The following is a 19,922-nucleotide window of genomic DNA, read 5'->3' on the forward strand; positions in this document are numbered from 1 at the left end:
GCCCTTCGAGTGTCATCGCGTGCAGGGGTCTTGGCAGCCGGGCCCGGCAGTGCTTAGCTTTGGTCCACATCGTTGACGAATTGATCAGGAGCGAGCATGACGAGCTTCCAGCCCACCCCCGAAGACCGGTTCTGCTTCGGGCTGTGGACCGTCGGCTGGCAGGAGCGCGACCAGTTCGGCGAGGCCACCCGCGCGCCGCTGGACCCGGTGCGCACGGTGCACAAGCTGGCCGAGCTCGGCGCCTGGGGCGTGACCTTCCACGACGACGACCTGCTGGCCGTCGAGCCGAACCGGGACGCCGCGATCGCCGCGTTCCGCAAGGCCCTCGACGAGACCGGCCTGGTGGTGCCCGCCGCCACCACGGACCTGTTCAAGCACCCGGTGTTCAAGGACGGCGCCTTCACCTCCAACGACCGCGACGTACGCCGTCACGCGATCCGCAAGGTGATGCGCAACCTGGACCTGGCGGCCGAACTCGGCGCCAAGACCTATGTGTTCTGGGGCGGCCGGGAGGGCGCGGAGAGCGACGCGGCCAAGGACGTGCGCGTGGCGCTCGATCGCTTCCGCGAGGCGATCGACTACCTCGCCGGATACGTCAAGGAGCAGAACTACGGCATGCGCTTCGCCCTGGAGCCCAAGCCGAACGAGCCCCGCGGCGACATCCTGCTGCCGACCATCGGCCACGCCCTCGGCTTCATCTCCACCCTGGAGCACCACGAGATGGTCGGCCTCAACCCCGAGGTGGGGCACGAGCAGATGGCCGGGCTCAACTTCGTCCACGGCATCGCGCAGGCCCTGTGGCAGGACAAGCTCTTCCACATCGACCTCAACGGCCAGCACGGCCCGCGCTACGACCAGGACCTGGTGTTCGGCCACGGTGACACCAAGAGCGCGTTCTTCCTCGTCGACCTGCTGGAGAGCAGCGGCTGGGAAGGCCCGCGGCACTTCGACTACAAGCCCGGCCGCACCGAGGACGCCGAGGACGTGTGGGTCTCGGCCGAGGCCAACATGCGCACCTACCTGATCCTCAAGGAGCGCGCCAAGGCGTTCCGCGCCGACCCCGAGGTCCAGGAGGCCATGCGGGCCTGCCGGATCGAGGAGCTGGCCGTGCCCACCATCGCGGCGGGCGAGAGCCACGAGGACCTGCGCGCCGAGGAGTTCGACGCCGAGGCCGCCCGCGACCGCGGCTACCACTACTCCCGTCTCAACCAGCTGGCGGTCGAGCACATGCTCGGCAGCCGCTGACCTCCGGCCGGGCCGGGGGCTTCCCGGACCGGGAGGGCACGAGGGGACGGCACCCGCCGTCCCCGGCGACCGGTCCGGGGCCCCGACGGCGCCCGGGACGCCCGAAGCGTTCGATCCGTGAAAGGCAGAGACGATGTCGACGTCCCCCGCGGTCCAGCTGTGGACCCTGCGCGACCACCTGGCCGCCGACCGGCGCGCCACGCTGCGCCGCCTGGCCGGCCTCGGCTACGGCGCCGTCGAGCCCTTCGAGGCCACCGAGGACCCGGCCGGCCTCCGGGCGATCACGGACGACCTCGGCCTCACCGTGTGCAGCGCCCACTCGCACCGACTCCTGGACAGCGAACCCGGCCCGATCTTCGAGGCGGTGGCCACGCTGGGCACCGACCTGCTGGTCCTGCCCTCCGGCCTCGCCGAGGACGCCTTCGCCGGTCACGACGCGCTGAAACGCACCGCCGACACGATCAACGGCCTCGCCGAGCAGGCGGCCGGACACGGCATCAGGCTCGGCTACCACAACTACTGGTGGGAGTTCGAGTCCGAGGTCGGCGGCCGGCCCGCCCTCGAGTCCCTCGCCGAACTCCTCGCCCCCGAGGTCTTCTTCGAGATCGACACCTACTGGGCCGCCCTGGGCGGCGCCGACGTACCGGACGTCCTGACCCGGCTCGGCGACCGGGTACTGGCCCTGCACCTGAAGGACGGGCCGATCGCCAAGGGCGTCCCGCACACCGCGCTCGGGCGCGGCGAGATGCCGACCGAGCGGATCCTGGCCGCGGCTCCGGCCGGCGCCCTGCGCATCGTGGAACTCCAGACGTCCGACGAGGACCTCTTCGCGGCGCTCGCGGACAGCCGCGCGTTCCTGGGCTCGCTCACGGACCCGACCCGGGCCTGACGCCCGCCCGTCCGGGCCCGGTGCCCGAACACCTCGCGTACCCGCCCGCGTCCCGACACCCGGACAACCCGTGCCGGACCCGACGCCCGCACACCTCGCGTACGTGCCCCTGGCTCCGACGCCCGGACACCTCGCGTACGCGCTCCTGGCCCGACGCCTGAACACCCCGTACACCTCACGGACTTGACGCCTGATCCCGCCGACGTGTCCGCGTCGTGACGCCGGGGGAGCACGCGCACCTCCCCGGGCCTCCCGTCCGGACCGCCGCGCACCGGGCGAGGTCCGCCATGCCGCCGCGGGGCGGCCCCACCCCGAGACAACGACCCCACCGTGTTCCGCCGAGCGAGAGGACGAGAGACCCGATGCCCGAACCACGCGAGGACACGGCGGCACCCGATGCGGACCGGCAGCCGTGGCGGGACGCCTCGTTGCCGGTGCGCGACCGGGTGGCCGACCTGCTGAGCCGGATGACCCTCGAGGAGAAGGTCGGGCAGCTCGGCGCCTACTGGGTGGCGCCCCTGCGTCCCGGTGAGCCCGTGCTCGCGGTGCCGGAGGGGGCCACCGACCCGCTGCCCCCGCCCCTCGGGGAGGCGGCGGCCGTCGGCCTCGGCCAGCTCACCCGGGTCTACGGCACCGAACCCGTGCTCCCCGCGGCGGGCCAGGAACGGCTCCGGTTCCTCCAGGACACGGTGATGTCGGCGAACCGGTTCGGGATACCCGCGCTCGTGCACGAGGAATGCCTCACCGGCGTGCTGTCCTGGACCGCCACCGTGTTCCCCACGCCGCTCGCCTGGGGCGCGGCGTTCGACCCCGCGCTGGTGGAGGAGATGGCCACGGCCATCGGGGGCAGCCTGCGCGAGCTGGGCGTCCAGGTGGGCCTGGCGCCCGTGCTCGACGTGACGCGGGACTACCGCTGGGGCTGCACGGAGGAGACGATCGGCGACGACCCCCACCTCGTCGCGACCGTCGGCGCCGCCTACGTCCGCGGTCTGGAGCGCTCCGGCATCGTCGCCACCCTCAAGCACTTCGCCGGGTACTCGGCGTCCGCCGCCGGGCGGAACATGGCGCCGGTGGCGTGCGGCCCCCGCGAGTTCGCCGACGTCCTGCTGGAGCCGTTCGTCGCCGGCCTGCGGCTGGGCGGGGCGCGTGCCGTGATGGTCTCCCAGAACGACGTCGACGGCATACCGGCCACCGGCGACCCGCACCTGCTCACCGACGTGCTGCGCGGCGAGCTGGGCTTCGACGGCGTCGTCCTGGGCGACTACTTCGGGATCTGGAACCTCAAGCACATCCACGGCATGGCCACCTCGCGCGAGGAGGCCGCCGCGCTGGCGCTGCGGGCCGGCGTCGACATGGAGCTGCCCACCACGCACTGCTTCGGGGCGCCGCTGGCCGAGACGGTGCGGCAGGGCGCCGTCGCCGAGGAACTGGTGGACCGGGCGGCCGCCCGGGTGCTCACGCTCAAGTGCGAGCTGGGCATGCTGGACGAGACGTGGAAGGCCGACCTGGCCGCCCTCCCCGCCCTTGAGCCCGGGGACCTGGACCCGCCCGGACACCGGGCCCTGGCCCGCAGGCTCGCCGAGGCGTCGGTGGTCCTGCTGGCCAACGACGGCACGCTGCCGCTGCGCGACGGCGCCGTCGCACTGGTCGGCCCGCTGGCGGACGATCCGTCGGCCCTGCTGGGCTGCTACGCGTTCGCCAACCACAACTCCCTCGACTTCCTGGAGGAGATGGCCGCGCGTGTGGGCATGGAGCCGGGGGTGGAGATCCCGTCCCTGGGCGCCGCTCTGGCCGCGGAGCTGCCGGACGCGAAGATCCGGGTGACGGCCGCGGACGACACCGCGATGAGCCGGGACGCGGACATCGCCGCCGCCGTGGCCGCGGCACGCGACGCCGATGTGTGCGTGCTGACGCTCGGCGACCGCTCCGGTCTCTTCGGCACCGGCGGACGGACCTCCGGAGAGGGCAGCGACGCGGAGACGGTGGCCCTGCCCGGCCGGCAGGCCGAACTCGCGCGGGCGGTCCTGGACACCGGGACCCCCACGGTCCTCGTGCTGATCTCCGGCCGCCCCTACGCCCTGGGCGGCCTCGCCGAGCGGGCCGCCGCCGTCGTCCAGGCGTTCTTCCCCGGCGAGGAAGGGGCGGGCGCGATCGCCGGAATCCTGTCCGGCCGGGTCGAGCCGTCCGGACGGCTGCCGGTGAGCATGCCCCGCCACGCGGGCGGCCAGCTCGGAACCTATCTGCACCCGGCGATGGGCGGCCCTTCCCGGGTCAGCTCGGTCGACCCCACGCCCCTGTACCCGTTCGGGCACGGGCTCACCTGGACCACCTTCGCCTACACGGACCTCGCCACGGACCACGACGTGATCGCGACCGACGGCACCGTGCGGATCGGCGTCACCGTCCGCAACACCGGGCGCCGGGCCGGGACCGAGCTGGTCCAGCTCTACCTCTCCGACTTGGTGGCCTCGGTCGTGCGTCCGTCCCGCTGGCTCGCCGGCTGGGCCAAGGTGCGGCTCGAACCGGGCCGCGCCGCCCGCGTCGAGTTCACCGTCCACGCCGACCGCGTCTCCTTCACCGGACGGGACCTGCGGCGCGTCGTGGAACCCGGGGTGATCCACGTGGAGGCCGGTCCGTCCAGTGCCGACCTGCCGCTGCGCGGGTCCTTCCGGCTCGACGGCCCGGAGCGCGTCGTGGGAGCCGACCGGGTGCTCACCGTGCCGGTGAGCGTCCGGCCGCTGCGCCCCGCGGGCGAGCCGCGGCCATGACAGCCCTCGCCGGCCCGGCCGCGGAAGGGGAGGAAACGGCGGACGCGGCGACCGCGCCGGCCCGGAGGGGCCCGGCGGACGCCGTGGCCGAACGACTGCGCCGCCGTCGGCGCTCCGCGGCACAGCTCTTCGCGCTGATGCCGTACGCCGGGGCGCCGCTGATCCTCGGGACGGTCCTCGCGCACGTCCTCGCGGGTGCGGCTCCGGTCACCTTCGTGGTCGGCAGCGGCACGGCCCTGCCGGAGGCGGTGGCCGGGCGGGCGTCATGGGGGCTGTGGCTCGCCGCGGGCGCCTTCCTGCTCCAACAGGCGCTGGCGCCGGTGCAGTTGGTGTTGTCGCGCGAGGTCGCCCGCCGGATCGACGCGGCCTGCGTCACCCGGCTGACCCGGTTCGCGTTGCACGACGCGACGCTCGCGGGCCTGGAGCGCCCGGAGGTGGCGGACCGGCTCAACGAGGTGGACGAGGCGTTCGAGCAGTGGGTGCTGACACCGGGAGCGGCCGTGGAGGGCGGACTCGCGCTGACGGCCCGCTACACCCAACTCGTCGGCGCCACCGGGGTCCTGGCCTGGGCCATGGGCCCCTGGGCGGCGGTGGCGGGGGCGCTGGTGGCGCTCGTCGCGCGGACCGGGCACGCCGAGGCCTTCCACCACTTCGGCGCCGCGTTCCACGCCACCCAGCCCATGCGGCGGCGGGTGGCGTACATCCGCGACCTGGCGACCGGCACCCGGGCGGCCAAGGAGATCCGTTCGCTGGGCCTGCTCGGGTGGCTCGACGCGCGGTTCCACGCCGAGACCCGCGCCTACCTGGACCCCCTGTGGGCCCGGCGCCGGCGCATCTACGGCCCCCCGTTCCTCGCGTACACGGCGGTGGCCCTCGCCGGGCTGGCGGTGGCGCTGCTCGTGATCGCCCACGCCGGCGGCACCGGCTCGGCCGGCCACGGCTGGCGGCCCGCGGAGGCCGGCATGGCGGTGCAGGCCGTGGTGCTGTGCGGCCGGTTCGGGGTGATGTTCCCCGAGTCGGACATCAAGCTGGTCTTCGGCCGCGGCGCCTGGGAGGCGCTCGGCGGTTTCGAACGGATCGTGCGGGAGACGGCGGGTCCCGCGACCGGGGAGCGCCGGCCGGCGCCCGCCCCCGCCGACGCCATCACCTTCGAGGGGGTCGGCTTCGGCTACCGGCCCGGCGCCCCGGTCCTGGACGGCCTCGACCTGACGCTGCCCGTGGGCACCTCCACGGCCCTGATCGGCGTCAACGGGGCCGGCAAGACGACGCTCGTCAAACTCCTCGCCGGCATCTACACACCGGACACCGGCGCCGTCCGCGTCGACGGCACGGACCTGCGCGAGCTGGACCCGGACTCCTGGCAGCGCGGGTTCGCCGTCACCTTCCAGGACTTCCTGCGCTACGAGCTGTCGCTGCGCGACAACGTGGCCATGGGCGCCGTCGCCCACCGCGGCGACGACGAGGGGATCACCCACGAACTGCGGCGGGTCGGCCTCGGCGACCTGCTCGACGCCCTGCCCGGCGGACTCGACACCCCGCTGACCCGCTCCCTGCCCGGCGGGCGGGAGCTGTCCGGCGGGCAGTGGCAGCGCATCGCCCTCGCCCGGGCCCTGTTCGCGGTGCGGCACGGTGCCCGCGTCCTGGTCCTGGACGAACCGACCGCCCAGCTCGACGCGCGCGGCGAGGCGGAGTTCTACGACACCTTCCTCGACCTCACCCGCGGTGTCACCAGCCTCGTCATCTCGCACCGCTTCTCCAGCGTCCGCAAGGCGGACCAGATCGTCGTCCTCGACGGCGGCCGGGTCACCGAGGCCGGGACCCACGACGAACTCGTCCGGCGCGACGGGCGGTACCGGCGGATGTTCGAGGTGCAGGCACGCCGCTTCGGCCTCGCCGGGCAGGACCCCGCGCGGCACACCCGGGAGGTGTCCCCGTGAGAGACGTGTTCTTCTGCCTCGGGCGCCTGTTCGCCCTCGCCTGGCGCCTGGACCGGCGCCGCCTGGGCATCGGCGCGGGCCTCCTGCTGCTCGGCGCGGTCGCCACGCCCCTCGTCGGCCTCTGCGCGAGCGGTCTCGTCGAGGGCCTCGCCGCCTCCCACCGGGACGACGCCGTCGGGTGGGCCGCCGCGGGCGCCGCCGCCCTCGGCGCCGAACTCATGCTCGGCCACTTCGCGTTCCTCTACTACTTCGAGGTCGCGGAGCTGGTCGAGGAGCGGTTCAACCGCGACCTCCTCCACCTCGTCAACGGCGGCCCCTACCTCGACCGGACCGACGACCCCGCGCACGCCGACCGCGTCGATCTGCTGCGCCAGGACGTCATGCGGATGCGCGAGACCACGCAGCTCGGCCTCCAGCTCGGCGCCACCGCCGTCCAGACCGTCTGCACCGGAGCCGTCCTCGCCACCGTCTCCCCCTGGCTGCTGGCGCTCGTGGCGGCCGCCGCCGTCCCCGTCGCCGTCGGCAGGCGCGCCGAGGCCGGCCTGCAGAAGGTCGTGGAGCAGCAGGCCCCCACCACCCGCGGCATCCGCCATCTGCGCCGCCTGGCCACGAGCCCGGCCTCGCAGAAGGAGATCCGCCTCTGCGGCGGGGGCGACCACCTGCTCGACCGCCAGCGGGCCCTGCTGGACCGCTACCACGGGGCCCTGGCCCGGGCCGACCTTAGGCACGCACTGCTGCGCGGCCTCGGCCAGCTGACCTTCGCCCTCGGGTACGTCGCCGCCGTGCTGTGGACCTTCGAACTCGTCCGCCAGGGCCGGACGGGCGTCGGCGACATCGTCCTCACCATCGTCCTCGCCACCCAGCTCAGCACCCAGATGGCCACGGGCGTGCAACTCCTCGGCACGGTCCACCGGGCCGCCGCCGGACTGCGCCGCTTCACCGCCTACCGCGCCGAGCAGGACGACCACGGCGCCTCGGTCCCGGACGCCCCGCTGCCCGCCGACGCGCGCGGCGGGCTGCGCCTGGAAGGCGTGCGCTTCCGCTATCCCGACGCCCGCACGGACGTCCTGTGCGGCATCGACCTCGACCTGCCGAGCGGCTCCTCGGTCGCGCTCGTCGGCGAGAACGGCGCGGGCAAGAGCACCCTGATCAAGGTCCTCACCGGTCTGTACCGTCCGACCGGCGGACGCGTCCGGTCCGGCGGCGCCGACCTCGCGCGGGTGTCGCCCGAGGCGTGGCGCGAGCGCACGGCCGCGCTGTACCAGGACTTCGCCCGGGTCGAACTGTCCCTGCGGCACAGCGTCGGCATCGGCCGGCTCGCGGACGTGGCGGACGCGGCGGCGGTCGGCAGGGCCGTCGACCGCGCCGGTGCCCGGGCCCTGGCCGAGAGCGTCGGCCTCGACGGCATCCTCGGCCTCGGCTACGCGGACGGCCGGGACCTGTCCGGCGGCCAGTGGCAGACCGTCGGCTTCGCCCGCGCGCTGATGCGGCCCGATCCGCTGCTGCTCGTCCTGGACGAACCCGCGTCGGCCCTCGACGCCCTCGCCGAGCAGCGGCTCACGGACGCCTACCAGGCAACGGCGAAGGAGGTCGCCGCGACCGTCGGCGGCGTCACCCTCTTCGTCACCCACCGCATGTCCACGGTCCGGCTCGCCGACCGCATCGTCGTCCTCGACGCGGGGCGCGTGGCCGAACACGGCACCCACGAGGAACTGATCGCCGCCGGCGGTGCCTACGCCCGCCTCTGGGCCCTCCAGGCCCGCGCCTACGCGGACTGAGCGCGGCGGCGCGTCCGCTCCCCGGGGTGCGGGCGGCGGGCGGTCACGGCAGCCGGAAACCGAGGGCCTCGGCGGCCGCTTCCGGGGACGGCTGGGACCACAGGGCCGCGACCGCCTCGTTGGTGGACAGCGAGCGCAGGTCGGCGCGGTCGACGTAGAGGACCCCGTCGAGGTGGTCCGTCTCGTGCTGGACGATCCGGGCGGGCCAGCCGGTGAAGACCTCGTCCAGCGGGTTGCCGTGTTCGTCCTCGGCACGCAGCCGTACCTCGGCGTGCCGCGCGACCACCGCCTGCCAGCCCGGCACGCTGAGGCAGCCCTCGAAGAACGCGGCCCGCGCGGTGCCGACCGGCTCGTAGGAGGGGTTGACCAGCACCCGGAAGGGCTGCGGGCGGCGGCCCCGGGCCGCGGCGATCTCCTCCGGCACCGGCGCCGGGTCCTCCAGGACCGCGATCCGCAGCTCCACGCCGACCTGCGGCGCGGCGAGGCCCACGCCCGGCGCGGCGTGCATGGTCAGGCGCAGGGCCTCGACGAAGCGGGCCAGCAGGGCGGGGCCGAGCTGGCCGTCGTACGGCTCGGTGACCCGGCGCAGCACCGGCCGGCCGGCGGCGACGAGGGGCAGGGGGCCGCCGGCGGCGAGGAGTGCCTCGACCCGTTCGGCGAGCGGCGCGTGATCACGGTCGGGTGCCATCGCGCCAGGATGCCACGGCGGCCCGGGGCGCACGAGGCGCCCGGCTCAGCGCTCCGCGAAGTCGCCGGCGAGCGCCGAGGCGATCCGCAGGTGCTGCCGCGCCTCCTCGTGCCGGGACTGCCTTTCGAGCGTGCGGCCCAGCATCAGCCGGGCGTAGTGCTCCACCGGGTCGCGGTCCACGATGGTCCGCAGCTCGGCCTCCGCGCGGCGCAGCTGGGCCGAGTGGTAGTAGGCGCGCGCCAGCAGCAGCCGGGGCGCGGTCTGCTCCGGCACCTCCTCGACCAGCCCGGCCAGCACCCGCGCCGCTCCCGCGTAGTCCTTCGCGTCGAAGAACGCCTGCGCTCGCTCCCAGCGCTCGGCCGGCGTGCCGTGGTCGTAGTACTTGGTGTCCACTGGTGACCTCCTTCGCCGCTCACAACCGAGCCAGGTAGTTCAATATTCCACTACCTCTCCGGTCGTCGCCCACCGCCCGAATTCGGCCGAATTGACAGCCTGCCGGCCCCGGTCGTGACAGGGTGGTGCGATCCCGCTACCAGCAGCGCCGAAGGAGAATGACGCATGGGCATTCTGGAGACGATCCACGGCCCGCAGGACCTCAGGAAGCTCGATGCCGGCGAGCTGGGGACGCTGGCCGAGGAGATCCGCGCGTTCCTCGTCGACGCCGTCTCCCGCACCGGCGGTCACCTGGGGCCGAACCTGGGCGTGGTGGAACTGACCATCGCGCTGCACCGGGTCTTCGACTCGCCCAGGGACCGCATCGTCTTCGACGTCGGCCACCAGACCTATGTGCACAAGCTGCTGACCGGCCGCCAGGACTTCTCCCGGCTCCGCAAGGAGGGCGGCCTCTCCGGCTACCCGAGCCGCGCCGAGTCGCCCCACGACATCGTGGAGAACCAGCACGCCTCCGCCGCCCTGAGCTGGGCCGACGGCATCGCCAAGGCCGACCGGCTGGCCGGCCGCCGGGACCGCTCGGTCGTCGCGGTGGTCGGCGATGGGGCCCTCACCGGCGGGATGACCTGGGAGGCGCTGAACAACATCGCCGCCGACAAGACGCTCCCGCTGGTCATCGTGGTCAACGACAACGGCCACTCGTACAACCCCACCATCGGCGGACTCGCCACCCATCTGGCCGCCCTGCGCACGACCGACGGCTACGAGCAGTTCCTGGAGCGCACCAAGGCCGTCCTCGACCGCACCCCGATCGTCGGCCGCTCGGTCTACGACGCGCTGCACGGCGCGAAGAAGGGCCTGAAGGACTTCATCGCCCCGCAGGGCATGTTCGAGGACCTGGGCCTGAAGTACGTCGGCCCGATCGACGGCCACGACACCGAGGCCCTGGAGTCGGCGCTGGCCCGCGCCAAGCGGTTCGGCGGGCCGGTGATCGTGCACTGCATCACCGAGAAGGGCCGCGGCTACAGCTTCGCCGAGGAGTCCGAGGAGCGCTTCCACCAGGTCAAGGTGATCGACCCCGACACCGGCAAGCCGGTCTCCGTCTCCGGCAAGGACTGGACCACCGTCTTCGGCGAGGAGATGGTCCGGCTCGGCGCCGAGCGCGACGACATCGTGGCGATCACGGCGGCCATGCAGCGCTCCACCGGCCTCGGGCCCTTCGCCGAGCGGTTCCCCGACCGGTTCTTCGACGTCGGCATCGCCGAGCAGCACGCGGCGGCCGCCGCGGCCGGCCTCGCCACGGCCGGGCTGCACCCCGTGGTCGCGGTGTACGCGACCTTCCTCAACCGGTGCTTCGACCAGCTGCTGATGGACGTGGCCCTGCACCGCTGCCCGGTGACCTTCATGCTCGACCGGGCCGGCATCACCGGTGACGACGGCGCCGCGCACAACGGCATGTGGGACATGGCCGTCCTCCAGGTGGTCCCCGGCCTGCGCATCGCCGCGCCGCGCGACGCCGGGCAGCTGCGCGCCCAGATGCGCGAGGCCGTCGAGGTCGCGGACGGGCCCACGGTGGTCCGCTACTCCAAGGGCACGGTCGGCCCCGAAGTGGCCGCCGTCGGCTCCGTGGCCGGCATGGACGTGCTGCGCGGCTTCGCCGAGGACGGCTCCGACGTGCTGGTCGTCTCCGTCGGCGCGCTCGCCCCGATGTGCCTGGAGGTCGCCGACCGGCTCGCCGAGCAGGGCATCGGTGCCACCGTGCTGGACCCGCGCTGGATCAAGCCGGTGAACGCGGCGCTGCCCGGCATCGCCGCCCGGCACCGGCTCGTGGTGACCGTCGAGGACGGAGTGCGTGCCGGAGGCGTCGGCGCCGCCGTCGCACAGGCCCTGCGGGACGCCGAAGTGGACGTCCCCGTACGGGACTTCGGCATCCCGGTCGAGTTCCTCGACCACGCGGGGCGTGACCGGGTGCTGGCCCGCGTCGGCCTGACGGCGGCGGACATCGCACGCCGGGTCTCGGGCGTCTTCGCGGGCCTCGGCCGTGACGAGATGGTCTTCCCCGGCTGAGCCGCGTCCCACCCGCGGGCGGCCTTTCGGGGAGACCGCCCGCCGGTGGCGGGCGTCAGCGGTGGATGGGCAGCGGCGTCGTCTCGGTCAGCCGGCGCCCCGTCCCGCCCCACCGCAGCGCGATGATCTCCGCCATGATGGCGACCGCCGTCTCCTCCGGGGTGCGGGCGCCCAGGTCGAGGCCGATGGGCGAGGACAGCCGGGAGAGTTCCGCCTCGCTCATGCCCTCCTCGCGCAGCCGCCGCAGCCGGTCCTCGTGCGTACGGCGGCTGCCCATCGCGCCGATGTAACGGGCCCGGGTGCGCAGCGCCCGCCGGAGCAGGGGCACGTCGAACTTCGGATCGTGGGTGAGGACGCAGATCACCGTGTTCTCGTCCACCTCCGCCGACTCCAGGTACCGGTGCGGCCAGTCGACCACCAGCTCGTCCGCGTCCGGGAAGCGCCGGCGCGTGGCGAAGACCGGGCGGGCGTCGCACACGGTGACGTGGTAGCCGAGGAACTTGCCGATCCGGGCCACCGCGGAGGCGAAGTCGATGGCGCCGAACACCAGCATCCGCGGCGGCGGCGCGAAGGACTCCACGAACACCGCGAGGTCGTCGCGCCGCTCCTCACCCGACCGCCCCAGACGCACCACACCGGTGCTGCCCTGCGCCAGCAGCCCCTGCGCCCGTTCGGTCACCGCCGAGTCCAGCCGGGCGTCCCCGAGCGTGCCCTCCTTGCCGGAGGAGGTGACGATCATCTGCCCGGCCGGGGCGGCCGTGGGGTCGGGCTCCGCGCCACCCCCCTGCGCGGGCAGCGGGGACACCACCGCCACGGGCCGGCCCGCGCCGATCGCCTCCAGCACGCCGGGCAGTCGGGGGAAGCGTCCCGCACCCGCCGGGCGGACCAGGATCTCGATGATCCCGCCGCAGGTCAGGCCGACCGCCAGCGCGTCGTCATCACTCACCCCGTAGGTGACGAGCGCGGGCTCGCCGGTTCGCAGGACCTCGCTCGCCAGCTCGTACACCGCCCCCTCGACACAGCCGCCGGAGACGCTCCCGATCACCTCTCCGTCCTCGGCGACCGCCAGCGACGAGCCGGCCTGGCGCGGCGCCGACTTCCAGGTCCGCACGACCGTCGCCACCGCGAACCGTCTGCCCGACGCACTCCAGGAGGAGAGGCCCTGCGCGATGTCCCGCATCCGTGTGCCTCCTTCGGCAGCGCGCACCACCGTCACACCCACCGGTACCCGTCCGCACGCCGTGCAGGCCGTACGGCACCCCGGTCAACGGCAGCTTAAGCGAGCGATCGGCACCCCGCCCGGGACGCCGGCGGACCCCGCGCCGCACCGGGCGCCCGGCCCTCCCGGTGTCAGCTGAAGGTGCGGCGGTAGGTGTGGGGGCTGACGCCGGTGGTGCGCTTGAAACGGTCGCGGAAGGCGGTCGGCGAACCGAAGCCGACCTGGGCGGCGATGCGCTCCACGGAGTGCTCGGTGGTCTCCAGCAGGTGCTGGGCCTGGCGGACGCGGGCCCGGTGCAGCCACTGGAGCGGGGTGCTGCCGGTCTGCTCGCGGAAGCGGCGGATCAGGGTCCGGGTGCTGGTCCCGGCGTGGGCGGCGATGTCCGCGAGGGCGAGGTCGCGGCCGAGGTTGTCCTGGAGCCAGGTGAGCAGCGGTTCGAGGGCGGAGCCGCCCGGGGCGGGCGCGTGGTCGTGCGCGATGAACTGGGCCTGGCCGCCCTCGCGTTCCAGCGGCATGACGGACAGCCGGGCGGCGTCGGCGGCGACGGCCGAGCCGTAGTCGCGGCGGACCATGTGCAGACACAGGTCCAGGCCCGCTGCCGCGCCGGCCGAGGTGAGGAACTGCCCGTTGTCGACGTACAGGACGTCCGGGTCGACGTCGATCTCGGGGTGGGCGGCGGCCAGCAGGCCGGCGGCGGCCCAGTGGGTGGTGGCCCGCAGCCCGTCCAGCAGACCGGTGGCGGCCAGCGGGAAGGTGCCCGTGCAGATGGACGCGATGCGCGTGCCATCCGCGGCGGCGGCGCGCAGCGCGTCGCACACGTCCCGGCCGGGCGGCACCTCCGGGGCGGTCGTACCGGGTACGACGACGGTGTCCGCGCCGGCGAGCCCGTCCAGGCCCCACGGCGCGCGCAGTACGAAGGCCCCGGCGTCCACCTCCGGTCGCGGCGCGCACACCCGGACCTGGTAGCCGGGGCGGCCGTCCGGGAGCCGGGTCCGGCTGAAGACCTCGATCGGGGTGCCCAGGTCGAACGGGATCACCCGGTCCAGCGCGAGAACGGCGACGGTGAGCATGGCGCGACCATACCCGCTCGCCGGAGAGAAAATCCCGTTCCTGTCTCTTGGAGCAGCAGTTCAACGGCCAACTCGGAGGCTTGTCACTTTTCCGTTGAATACTGTCACTCCTGCCACTGGGAGGTCCGGCGGCGGCCCGTTACGTTCGAGGCCGGCCCGGTGCTCGCCGGGCGTCCCCTGGACCCCCCTGGTGAAGGACCGTTCATGCATGCCCAGATCGTCCTGTTCGACGGCTTCGACCCGCTCGACGTCGTCGCCCCCTTCGAGGTGCTGCACGCCGGAGGCATCGCCGCGCCCGGCGCGGTCGGCGTGGAATTGGTCAGCGCCGAGGGGCCGCGCGAGGTGGTCGGCGGCACCGGCGGTCTGACGCTGCGTGCCACCGCCGCCCTCGACCCGGCGCGCCCCGGCCTGGTCCTGGTCCCCGGCGCCTCCGGCCGCGTGGGCGAACCCGCCGAGGTCCCCGCCGACGACAGGGGAGACGGGCGGCGGCAGGACGAGTTCATCCCCGTCCTGCTCCGCCGCACCCTGGAGACCGAGCTGCCCGCGCTGCTGGCGGCCGCGATGGAGAACCCCGAGGTGACCGTGAGCGCCGTGTGCGGCGGCTCCCTCGTCCTGGCCATGGCCGGCCTGCTGGAGGGCCGCCACGCCACGACCCACCACCTCGGCCTCGACCTGCTCGACGCGACCGGCGCGCACGCGGTGACCGCCCGCGTCGTCGACGACGGCGACCTGGTCACCGGCGCGGGCGTCACCTCCGGGCTCGACCTGGGTCTGTACCTGCTGGAACGCGAGGTGGGCCCGCGCATCGCACACGCCGTGGAGGAACTGTTCGCCCACGAGCGCCGGGGCACGGTCTGGCGCGCCCGGGGCCCGCGGCCCGCCCACTTCTGACCCGCCCCACCCCACGACAGAAGGAACACCAGCATGTCCCCCGAAGGCACCTGGGACCTGACCATCGCCACCCCCGTCGGGAGGATCGAGGCCGTCGCACGGTTTCGGTACGACGACGGTGTCCTCTCCGGAACCGCCCACGGCGCGGGCCAGGACGTACCGCTCACCGATCTCGTGTCGGACGGCGACCGGCTCACCTGGCGGCAGTCCGTCACCAAGCCGCTGCGCCTGAACCTGACCTTCGCCGTGACCGTCACCGGCGACACCCTCAGCGGCACCTCCAGGGCAGGCCGCCTCCCGGCCTCCCAGGTCACCGGCGTACGCCGTGCCGCACGGGCGGGCGCGGAGCACTGACCATGACGAAGCTCTTCCTCTGCCTGCACGTCCTGGCCGCCGTCGTGGCCGTCGGCCCGGTCACCGTCGCCGCCAGCATGTTCCCGCCGGCCCTGCGCCGCGCCCACCACGCACCCGGCGACCCGGACGCGCTCGCCACCCTGCGGCTGCTGCACCGCATCTGCCGCGTCTACGCCGCCGTCGGCGCGGCCGTCCCGGTCCTCGGGTTCGCCACGGCCGGCACGATGGGTGTCATGGGCAGCGCCTGGCTGATCGCCTCCATCGTCCTGACCGCCGCGGCCGCCGCCGTCCTGGCCCTCCTGGTGCTGCCCGCGCAGAGCGGCGAACTCGACGCCCTGAAGGACGCGACCCCGGGCCCCGCGCTCCGGGCGCCCGCCCGGCTGGCCATGCTCACCGGCCTGTTCAACCTGCTGTGGGCCACGGTCACGGTCCTGATGATCGTCCGCCCGGGGTCGACCACGGGTGCGTGAGGGCCGGGCGGCGGGGGAGACGTCGCCGCGGCCGGCGCCGGCCGCGGCCGTGATCCCCGCCGTTCGTAGGATGAACCGTTCTGATCGCGTACGGGAGGGAGGCCGCCGATGCTGGCCGCCGTGGTCGACGCGCCCGGTCCGCTCGCCGACGTGCTGACCGTACGCGAAGTGCCCCCGCCACCGGCCCCCGGTGCGGGCGAGGTCGTGGTGCGCATGCTCGCCTCGACCGTCAACCCCTCCGACGCGGTCACCGTCTCGGGCGCCTACCGGACCCGGACGTCGTTCCCCATGGTCCCCGGCTTCGAGGGCGTCGGGGTGATCGACGCCGTCGGTCCCGGGGTGCCCGCCGCCGTGCTCGGCCGGCGGGTGCTGCCGCTGGGCTCCGCCGGGGCCTGGCAGCAGTACAAGCGACTCGCCCACTCCTGGTGCGTCCCCGTTCCGGACGACATCCCCGACGACGTCGCCTGCTTCGCCTACGTCAACCCCCTGACGGCCGTGACGATGGTCGAGCGGTTCTGCCGGCCCGGCGTGCGTCACGTGGTGGTCACCGCGGCGACGTCGGCCATCGGCCGGCACCTCGCGGAACTCCTGAGCGAGCGCGGTGTCGCGCCGATCGGGGTCGTACGGGGGACGCCCGGGCGGACGGTCGCCGATCCGGCCCGGTGGCGGGCCGTGATCCGCACGGACGAGCCCGGCTGGCGCGAACGGCTGCGGGCGGTGACCGGCCCCCACGGCATCGAGGTGGCCTTCGACTGCGTCGGTGGCGCCGTGGGTGGTGACGTGTGCGCGCTGACCGCCCACGGCGGCGTGTTCGTCCACTACGGCCTGCTGTCGGGACGCCCGCTCCCGGCGGAGTCCCGCACCGGACACGGGGGCGCCCGCGTGGAGCTGTTCCGGCTGCGCGACACCGTCCACCAGGACGCCGGGCGGCACCTGCCCGAGCTGTTCGCCCCGGTCTTCGAGCACCTGCGCCGCGGCCGTCTGCACACGGCCGTCGCGGCCCGCGTGGGCCTCGGCGGCCTCGTCGGCCACCTCCGGAATCCCGCGGCCGGACGGCCCGGGAAGATCCTGATCGAGCCGCAGCGGTGACAGGCCGCGGCCACCCGCGGCCGCCGCAGGAAGCGCCCCGGCAACCGCCGCCGGCCAGTCCGGCCGGCCCCGCCGCATCCCCGCAGCGGCCTCCCGAAGCACACCGCGCACCCCCGGCGCAGGGGCCGGTCGGCCCTGAAGACCCGACCGACGGGCCCCTGTGCCCGCCCGCCGCGGATGACGATGATCGGCGCATGCGGAGAAGGGAAGGCCAGGAGTGATCGCCGTCGTCGGACATCACGATCTCACCCCGCCGACGCTGGCCCTGCTGGAGGAGGAACTGCGCTCGCGGCTCGTGGACCGCGCCCGCGCGGGCCGTGCCGGACTGGTCCGGGCCGGCAGGGGCCTGCCCGTGGCGTTCGGACGGGCCGCCCGGGCGGCCGGTCTGGCCCTGGTGACGGTGCTGCCGGCCCGCCGGGGCATGCCCGCCCACGTCGCCGAGCCGGACCGCAAGGCGGCCGGCGAACTGCTGCTGCTGTCGCAGATGGTGCGCCTGCTGGAGTACGACCCCGCCGACCGCGCCTCCTGCATCACCGCCGACGAGGCCCTGGTGCGCTCGTGCGGCGGGCTGCTGGCGGTCTGGGACGGCTCACCCTCCAACGGCCGGGACGCGACCGCCCACTTGGTGGCCTACGCCCGCAGCCACGGCGTCGACGTCGAGGTGGTGTGGCCGCACGGCGCCGAGCACCGCGGCGGCTCGCCCGCAAGGGCGCCGGTGACCCGCGGGCTCACGGGCCGTTCGCCGGGTGACTGAATCCGGATCGCAGTGGACGGTGCTGTGCAGGCACTCGTCCGTCGGGACCAGGGAGCCGTCGGCGGGGACGGCCGCGAGCTCCGGGGGGCGTCCGGCGGCGGCCGGCAGCCGCGCGGCCTCGACGAGGGGCGGCTGCGCCGCTTCCGCCGGTGGGGGCCGAGGGGCGGAGGACGAGTCAGAGGGCCGGTGGTCCCGCCTCCACGCGGCGCAGCACCGGGGCCAGCCGGTCCAGGTCGGGACCGCCCTGGAGTTGCCGTTCGTCCCACCAGGTGGCGCCCGCGTCGCGCAGCGGGCCGATCACGTCCGGGGCAGTGGCGGGATCCGTGACCCCGCCGAGGACGAACTCGAAGGGGCGCTCCTCCTCGCCCGCCCGCTGCTCGCGCACGAAGCCGACCAGCTCCCGCACCTGCGCCAGGTCCGGGACCTGCCCGTGGCGCGCGGTCTCGAAGAGCGGCACCGCGCCGTCCCAGCGGGCCGCGCGGCGCATGGGCCGGCGGTGCGGCCAGAAGCCGCCGATCCAGACCGGCGGGCGCGGCCGCTGCGCGGTGGCGGGCAGCAGCGTCACGTCCCGGGCCGTGTAGTGCCGGCCCTGGTGGTCCACCGGTTCACCGGACCAGAAACGGGTCACCAGCTCCAGGCCCTCGTCCAGCCGGCCGGCCAGCTCGCGTGGCCCGGCGGTGTCGCCGAAGCTGCCGTACTCGTCCTCGACCGGGCCGCCGAGGCCCGCCGCGAAGACCACCCGGCCGCCGCTCAGCCGGTCCAACGTGGCGACCTGGCGGGCCAGTTGCTCCGGGCGGTACCGGGGGACCGGAGTCAGCAGCGTGCCCAGGCGGATCCGCGAGGTCGCGAGCGCGGCGGCGGTCAGCAGGATCCAGGGGTCGGCGAAGGGGCGTCCGTGGTGCCGCCGGTGCAGCACGTGGTCCCAGACGAACAACCCGTCCCAGCCCGCCTGTTCGGCGGCCGTGGCCAGGGTGGCGACGGCACGGGGGTCGGCGAAGTCACCGAAGTTCGGCACGTTCACGGAGAAGCGCATCCCGACATGATGGGCGGACGGCCGGGCCCCGGCAATCGACTTCTCCACCGGCCGCCCGGGTCCCCGCCGCCCCGTCGTCGGGCCGTTCCGCGCCCGCGCTATCCTTGACGGGCGGTGCGACCCCGGTCCCCGCACGGCGGTGGGTCCCGCCGTACCCAACCGCGGCAGTGTCGCCGCCGATGGTCCCTCCTGACGACGAAGCGCGCCGCGGCATGCCCTGGCGCCGGTACCGAGGAGGTCCATGTGGGAGAGGTCCGGATCGAGGAGGCCGCCGAAGCCGGCACCGAGGCACCCGTGTCCGCCCGGCCGCCCGCGCCGTGGCGCGGACAGCCGCCGGTCCTCGCGGCCGTGGCCGTGGGCGGTGCCCTCGGGGCGTGCGCCCGCTACGGTGCCGCCCTGCTGTGGCCGACCGGGGCCACGGCGTTCCCCTGGACCACCTTCTGGGTCAATGTGACCGGCTGCGCCGTCATGGGCGTCCTCATGGCGGTCATCACCGATCTCCGGGTGGGGCACCGCCTGGTCAGGCCCTTCCTCGGCACCGGAGTGCTCGGCGGGTTCACCACCTTCTCCGCCTACGTCGTGGACATCGAGCGCCTGACCGGCGCCGGCCGGGCCACCACCGGCCTGCTGGACCTCGCCGCCACCCTGCTCGGCGCCCTCGCCGCCGTGTGGACGACGGCGCACCTCACTCGCCGCGTCATCCGGTGGAGGGCCTCATGACGGCCCGGACCCGCCCCCGCCGTACGGCTCACCGTGCCTTTTCGCCCCGACCGGCCGAACCGGTCGGCGAGGGCCCGGTGGCCGCCGACCACCGCGAGACCGTGTGCCGCAACGGCCATCGGGACAAGGAGAGTTCGTGAACTGGCTGCTCGTCGTCGCCGGGGCCGCCGTGGGCGCACCGCTGCGCTACCTCACCGACCGTGCCGTGCAGTCGCGGCACGACACCGTCTTCCCCTGGGGCACCTTCACCGTGAACGTCGTCGGCAGCCTCGTCCTCGGCCTGGTCACCGGGGCGGTCGTGGTCGGCGGGATGTCCTCCGACGCACAGCTGCTGATCGGCACCGGATTGTGCGGGGCGCTGACCACGTACTCCACGTTCTCCTACGAGACGCTGCGGCTCGCCGAGGACGGCGCCCGCTTCCTCGCCGCCGCCAACGTGGTGGCGAGCGTCGTCGCCGGACTCGGCGCGGCCTTCACCGGCGCCGTCCTCGCCCAGGCCCTCTGGACCTGATCCGGCCCCCCGCTCTGACGAGGTGTTTTACAGTGGCTGGCGCCAGTTC

18 protein-coding genes are annotated in these 19,922 nt (G+C 74.8%); 13 read left to right on the top strand and 5 right to left on the bottom strand.

Annotated elements, in window-relative coordinates; genetic code table 11:
• Window positions 1–96: 96 nt before the first annotated feature.
• From xylA to BLW85_RS33935, 5 genes are all read left to right on the top strand, one after another.
• Window positions 97–1,245, top strand: a complete 1,149-nt coding sequence (gene xylA / locus BLW85_RS33915; RefSeq protein ID WP_074995027.1) for a xylose isomerase — start codon at window positions 97–99, stop codon at window positions 1,243–1,245.
• A gap of 133 nt (window positions 1,246–1,378) precedes the next feature.
• The gene (locus tag BLW85_RS33920) at window positions 1,379–2,134 is read left to right on the top strand and encodes a sugar phosphate isomerase/epimerase family protein (protein WP_070022556.1); all 756 of its coding nucleotides are present in this window, start codon (window positions 1,379–1,381) and stop codon (window positions 2,132–2,134) included.
• A gap of 362 nt (window positions 2,135–2,496) precedes the next feature.
• Entirely contained in the window at window positions 2,497–4,902 is a 2,406-nt protein-coding gene (locus tag BLW85_RS33925; RefSeq protein WP_074995030.1) for a glycoside hydrolase family 3 N-terminal domain-containing protein, read from the top strand.
• Window positions 4,899–6,839, top strand: coding sequence for an ABC transporter ATP-binding protein (locus tag BLW85_RS33930; protein WP_079172507.1), 1,941 nt, complete (start codon window positions 4,899–4,901; stop codon window positions 6,837–6,839). Before BLW85_RS33925 ends, BLW85_RS33930 begins: the two co-directional genes overlap by 4 nt.
• Window positions 6,836–8,617, top strand: a complete 1,782-nt coding sequence (locus BLW85_RS33935; protein ID WP_074995032.1) for an ABC transporter ATP-binding protein — start codon at window positions 6,836–6,838, stop codon at window positions 8,615–8,617. The genes BLW85_RS33930 and BLW85_RS33935 overlap by 4 nt, the downstream gene beginning before the upstream one ends.
• Before the next feature lie 43 nt (window positions 8,618–8,660).
• Here the strand turns inward: BLW85_RS33935 and BLW85_RS33940 are convergent, their stop codons facing one another.
• A complete protein-coding gene (locus BLW85_RS33940; protein ID WP_070022553.1) occupies window positions 8,661–9,305 on the bottom strand; it encodes a peptide deformylase in 645 nt (214 codons plus the stop codon).
• Between the two features lie 45 nt (window positions 9,306–9,350).
• Window positions 9,351–9,698 (bottom strand): tetratricopeptide repeat protein, encoded by a 348-nt coding sequence (locus tag BLW85_RS33945; RefSeq protein ID WP_070022552.1) that lies wholly within the window; start codon window positions 9,696–9,698, stop codon window positions 9,351–9,353.
• A gap of 165 nt (window positions 9,699–9,863) precedes the next feature.
• Between BLW85_RS33945 and dxs the strand changes: the two genes are divergently transcribed.
• The gene (gene dxs / locus BLW85_RS33950) at window positions 9,864–11,762 is read left to right on the top strand and encodes a 1-deoxy-D-xylulose-5-phosphate synthase (RefSeq protein WP_074995034.1); all 1,899 of its coding nucleotides are present in this window, start codon (window positions 9,864–9,866) and stop codon (window positions 11,760–11,762) included.
• A 55-nt stretch (window positions 11,763–11,817) separates the two neighbouring features.
• Here the strand turns inward: dxs and BLW85_RS33955 are convergent, their stop codons facing one another.
• Entirely contained in the window at window positions 11,818–12,942 is a 1,125-nt protein-coding gene (locus BLW85_RS33955; protein ID WP_074995037.1) for an XdhC family protein, read from the bottom strand.
• Window positions 12,943–13,112: 170 nt separating this feature from the next.
• Window positions 13,113–14,051: a GlxA family transcriptional regulator gene (locus BLW85_RS33960; protein WP_070022549.1), complete on the bottom strand. Its 939-nt coding sequence runs from the start codon at window positions 14,049–14,051 to the stop codon at window positions 13,113–13,115.
• Between the two features lie 204 nt (window positions 14,052–14,255).
• On the opposite strand from BLW85_RS33960, the gene BLW85_RS33965 reads away from it, so the two are divergent.
• The 5 genes from BLW85_RS33965 (at window position 14,256) to BLW85_RS33985 (ending at window position 17,609) form a co-directional block, all read left to right on the top strand.
• The gene (locus BLW85_RS33965; RefSeq protein WP_074995040.1) at window positions 14,256–14,942 is read left to right on the top strand and encodes a DJ-1/PfpI family protein; all 687 of its coding nucleotides are present in this window, start codon (window positions 14,256–14,258) and stop codon (window positions 14,940–14,942) included.
• Between the two features lie 33 nt (window positions 14,943–14,975).
• Window positions 14,976–15,296, top strand: a complete 321-nt coding sequence (locus BLW85_RS33970) for a hypothetical protein (RefSeq protein WP_074995042.1) — start codon at window positions 14,976–14,978, stop codon at window positions 15,294–15,296.
• A 2-nt stretch (window positions 15,297–15,298) separates the two neighbouring features.
• On the top strand, window positions 15,299–15,766 hold the full coding sequence (locus BLW85_RS33975; protein ID WP_074995044.1) for a hypothetical protein: 468 nt from the start codon (window positions 15,299–15,301) through the stop codon (window positions 15,764–15,766).
• Window positions 15,767–15,874: 108 nt separating this feature from the next.
• On the top strand, window positions 15,875–16,855 hold the full coding sequence (locus BLW85_RS33980; protein WP_074995047.1) for a zinc-dependent alcohol dehydrogenase family protein: 981 nt from the start codon (window positions 15,875–15,877) through the stop codon (window positions 16,853–16,855).
• Between the two features lie 217 nt (window positions 16,856–17,072).
• Window positions 17,073–17,609, top strand: coding sequence for a hypothetical protein (locus BLW85_RS33985; RefSeq protein ID WP_074995049.1), 537 nt, complete (start codon window positions 17,073–17,075; stop codon window positions 17,607–17,609).
• Between the two features lie 175 nt (window positions 17,610–17,784).
• On the opposite strand, the gene BLW85_RS33990 is transcribed toward BLW85_RS33985, so the two are convergent.
• Window positions 17,785–18,642 carry an LLM class flavin-dependent oxidoreductase gene (locus BLW85_RS33990; protein WP_074995051.1) on the bottom strand — a complete coding sequence of 286 codons (858 nt, stop codon included), beginning with the start codon at window positions 18,640–18,642 and terminating at the stop codon, window positions 17,785–17,787.
• A 258-nt stretch (window positions 18,643–18,900) separates the two neighbouring features.
• On the opposite strand from BLW85_RS33990, the gene BLW85_RS33995 reads away from it, so the two are divergent.
• Window positions 18,901–19,362 (top strand): FluC/FEX family fluoride channel, encoded by a 462-nt coding sequence (locus tag BLW85_RS33995; RefSeq protein ID WP_079172673.1) that lies wholly within the window; start codon window positions 18,901–18,903, stop codon window positions 19,360–19,362.
• Window positions 19,363–19,498: 136 nt separating this feature from the next.
• A complete protein-coding gene (gene crcB / locus BLW85_RS34000) occupies window positions 19,499–19,873 on the top strand; it encodes a fluoride efflux transporter CrcB (protein ID WP_074995053.1) in 375 nt (124 codons plus the stop codon).
• Window positions 19,874–19,922 lie beyond the last annotated feature (49 nt).

Source organism: Streptomyces misionensis, from assembly GCF_900104815.1.
Lineage (GTDB): Bacteria > Actinomycetota > Actinomycetes > Streptomycetales > Streptomycetaceae > Streptomyces > Streptomyces misionensis.

Coding starts and splice junctions, on each gene's coding strand:
- BLW85_RS33930 (WP_079172507.1), top strand. CDS start 4,899: ATGACAGCCCTCGCCGGCCCGGCCGCGGAAGGGGAGGAAACGGCGGAC.
- BLW85_RS33980 (WP_074995047.1), top strand. CDS start 15,875: ATGCTGGCCGCCGTGGTCGACGCGCCCGGTCCGCTCGCCGACGTGCTG.
- BLW85_RS33970 (WP_074995042.1), top strand. CDS start 14,976: ATGTCCCCCGAAGGCACCTGGGACCTGACCATCGCCACCCCCGTCGGG.
- BLW85_RS33965 (WP_074995040.1), top strand. CDS start 14,256: ATGCATGCCCAGATCGTCCTGTTCGACGGCTTCGACCCGCTCGACGTC.
- xylA (WP_074995027.1), top strand. CDS start 97: ATGACGAGCTTCCAGCCCACCCCCGAAGACCGGTTCTGCTTCGGGCTG.
- BLW85_RS33960 (WP_070022549.1), bottom strand. CDS start 14,051: ATGCTCACCGTCGCCGTTCTCGCGCTGGACCGGGTGATCCCGTTCGAC.
- BLW85_RS33940 (WP_070022553.1), bottom strand. CDS start 9,305: ATGGCACCCGACCGTGATCACGCGCCGCTCGCCGAACGGGTCGAGGCA.
- BLW85_RS33975 (WP_074995044.1), top strand. CDS start 15,299: ATGACGAAGCTCTTCCTCTGCCTGCACGTCCTGGCCGCCGTCGTGGCC.
- BLW85_RS33955 (WP_074995037.1), bottom strand. CDS start 12,942: ATGCGGGACATCGCGCAGGGCCTCTCCTCCTGGAGTGCGTCGGGCAGA.
- BLW85_RS33920 (WP_070022556.1), top strand. CDS start 1,379: ATGTCGACGTCCCCCGCGGTCCAGCTGTGGACCCTGCGCGACCACCTG.
- dxs (WP_074995034.1), top strand. CDS start 9,864: ATGGGCATTCTGGAGACGATCCACGGCCCGCAGGACCTCAGGAAGCTC.
- BLW85_RS33990 (WP_074995051.1), bottom strand. CDS start 18,642: ATGCGCTTCTCCGTGAACGTGCCGAACTTCGGTGACTTCGCCGACCCC.
- BLW85_RS33925 (WP_074995030.1), top strand. CDS start 2,497: ATGCCCGAACCACGCGAGGACACGGCGGCACCCGATGCGGACCGGCAG.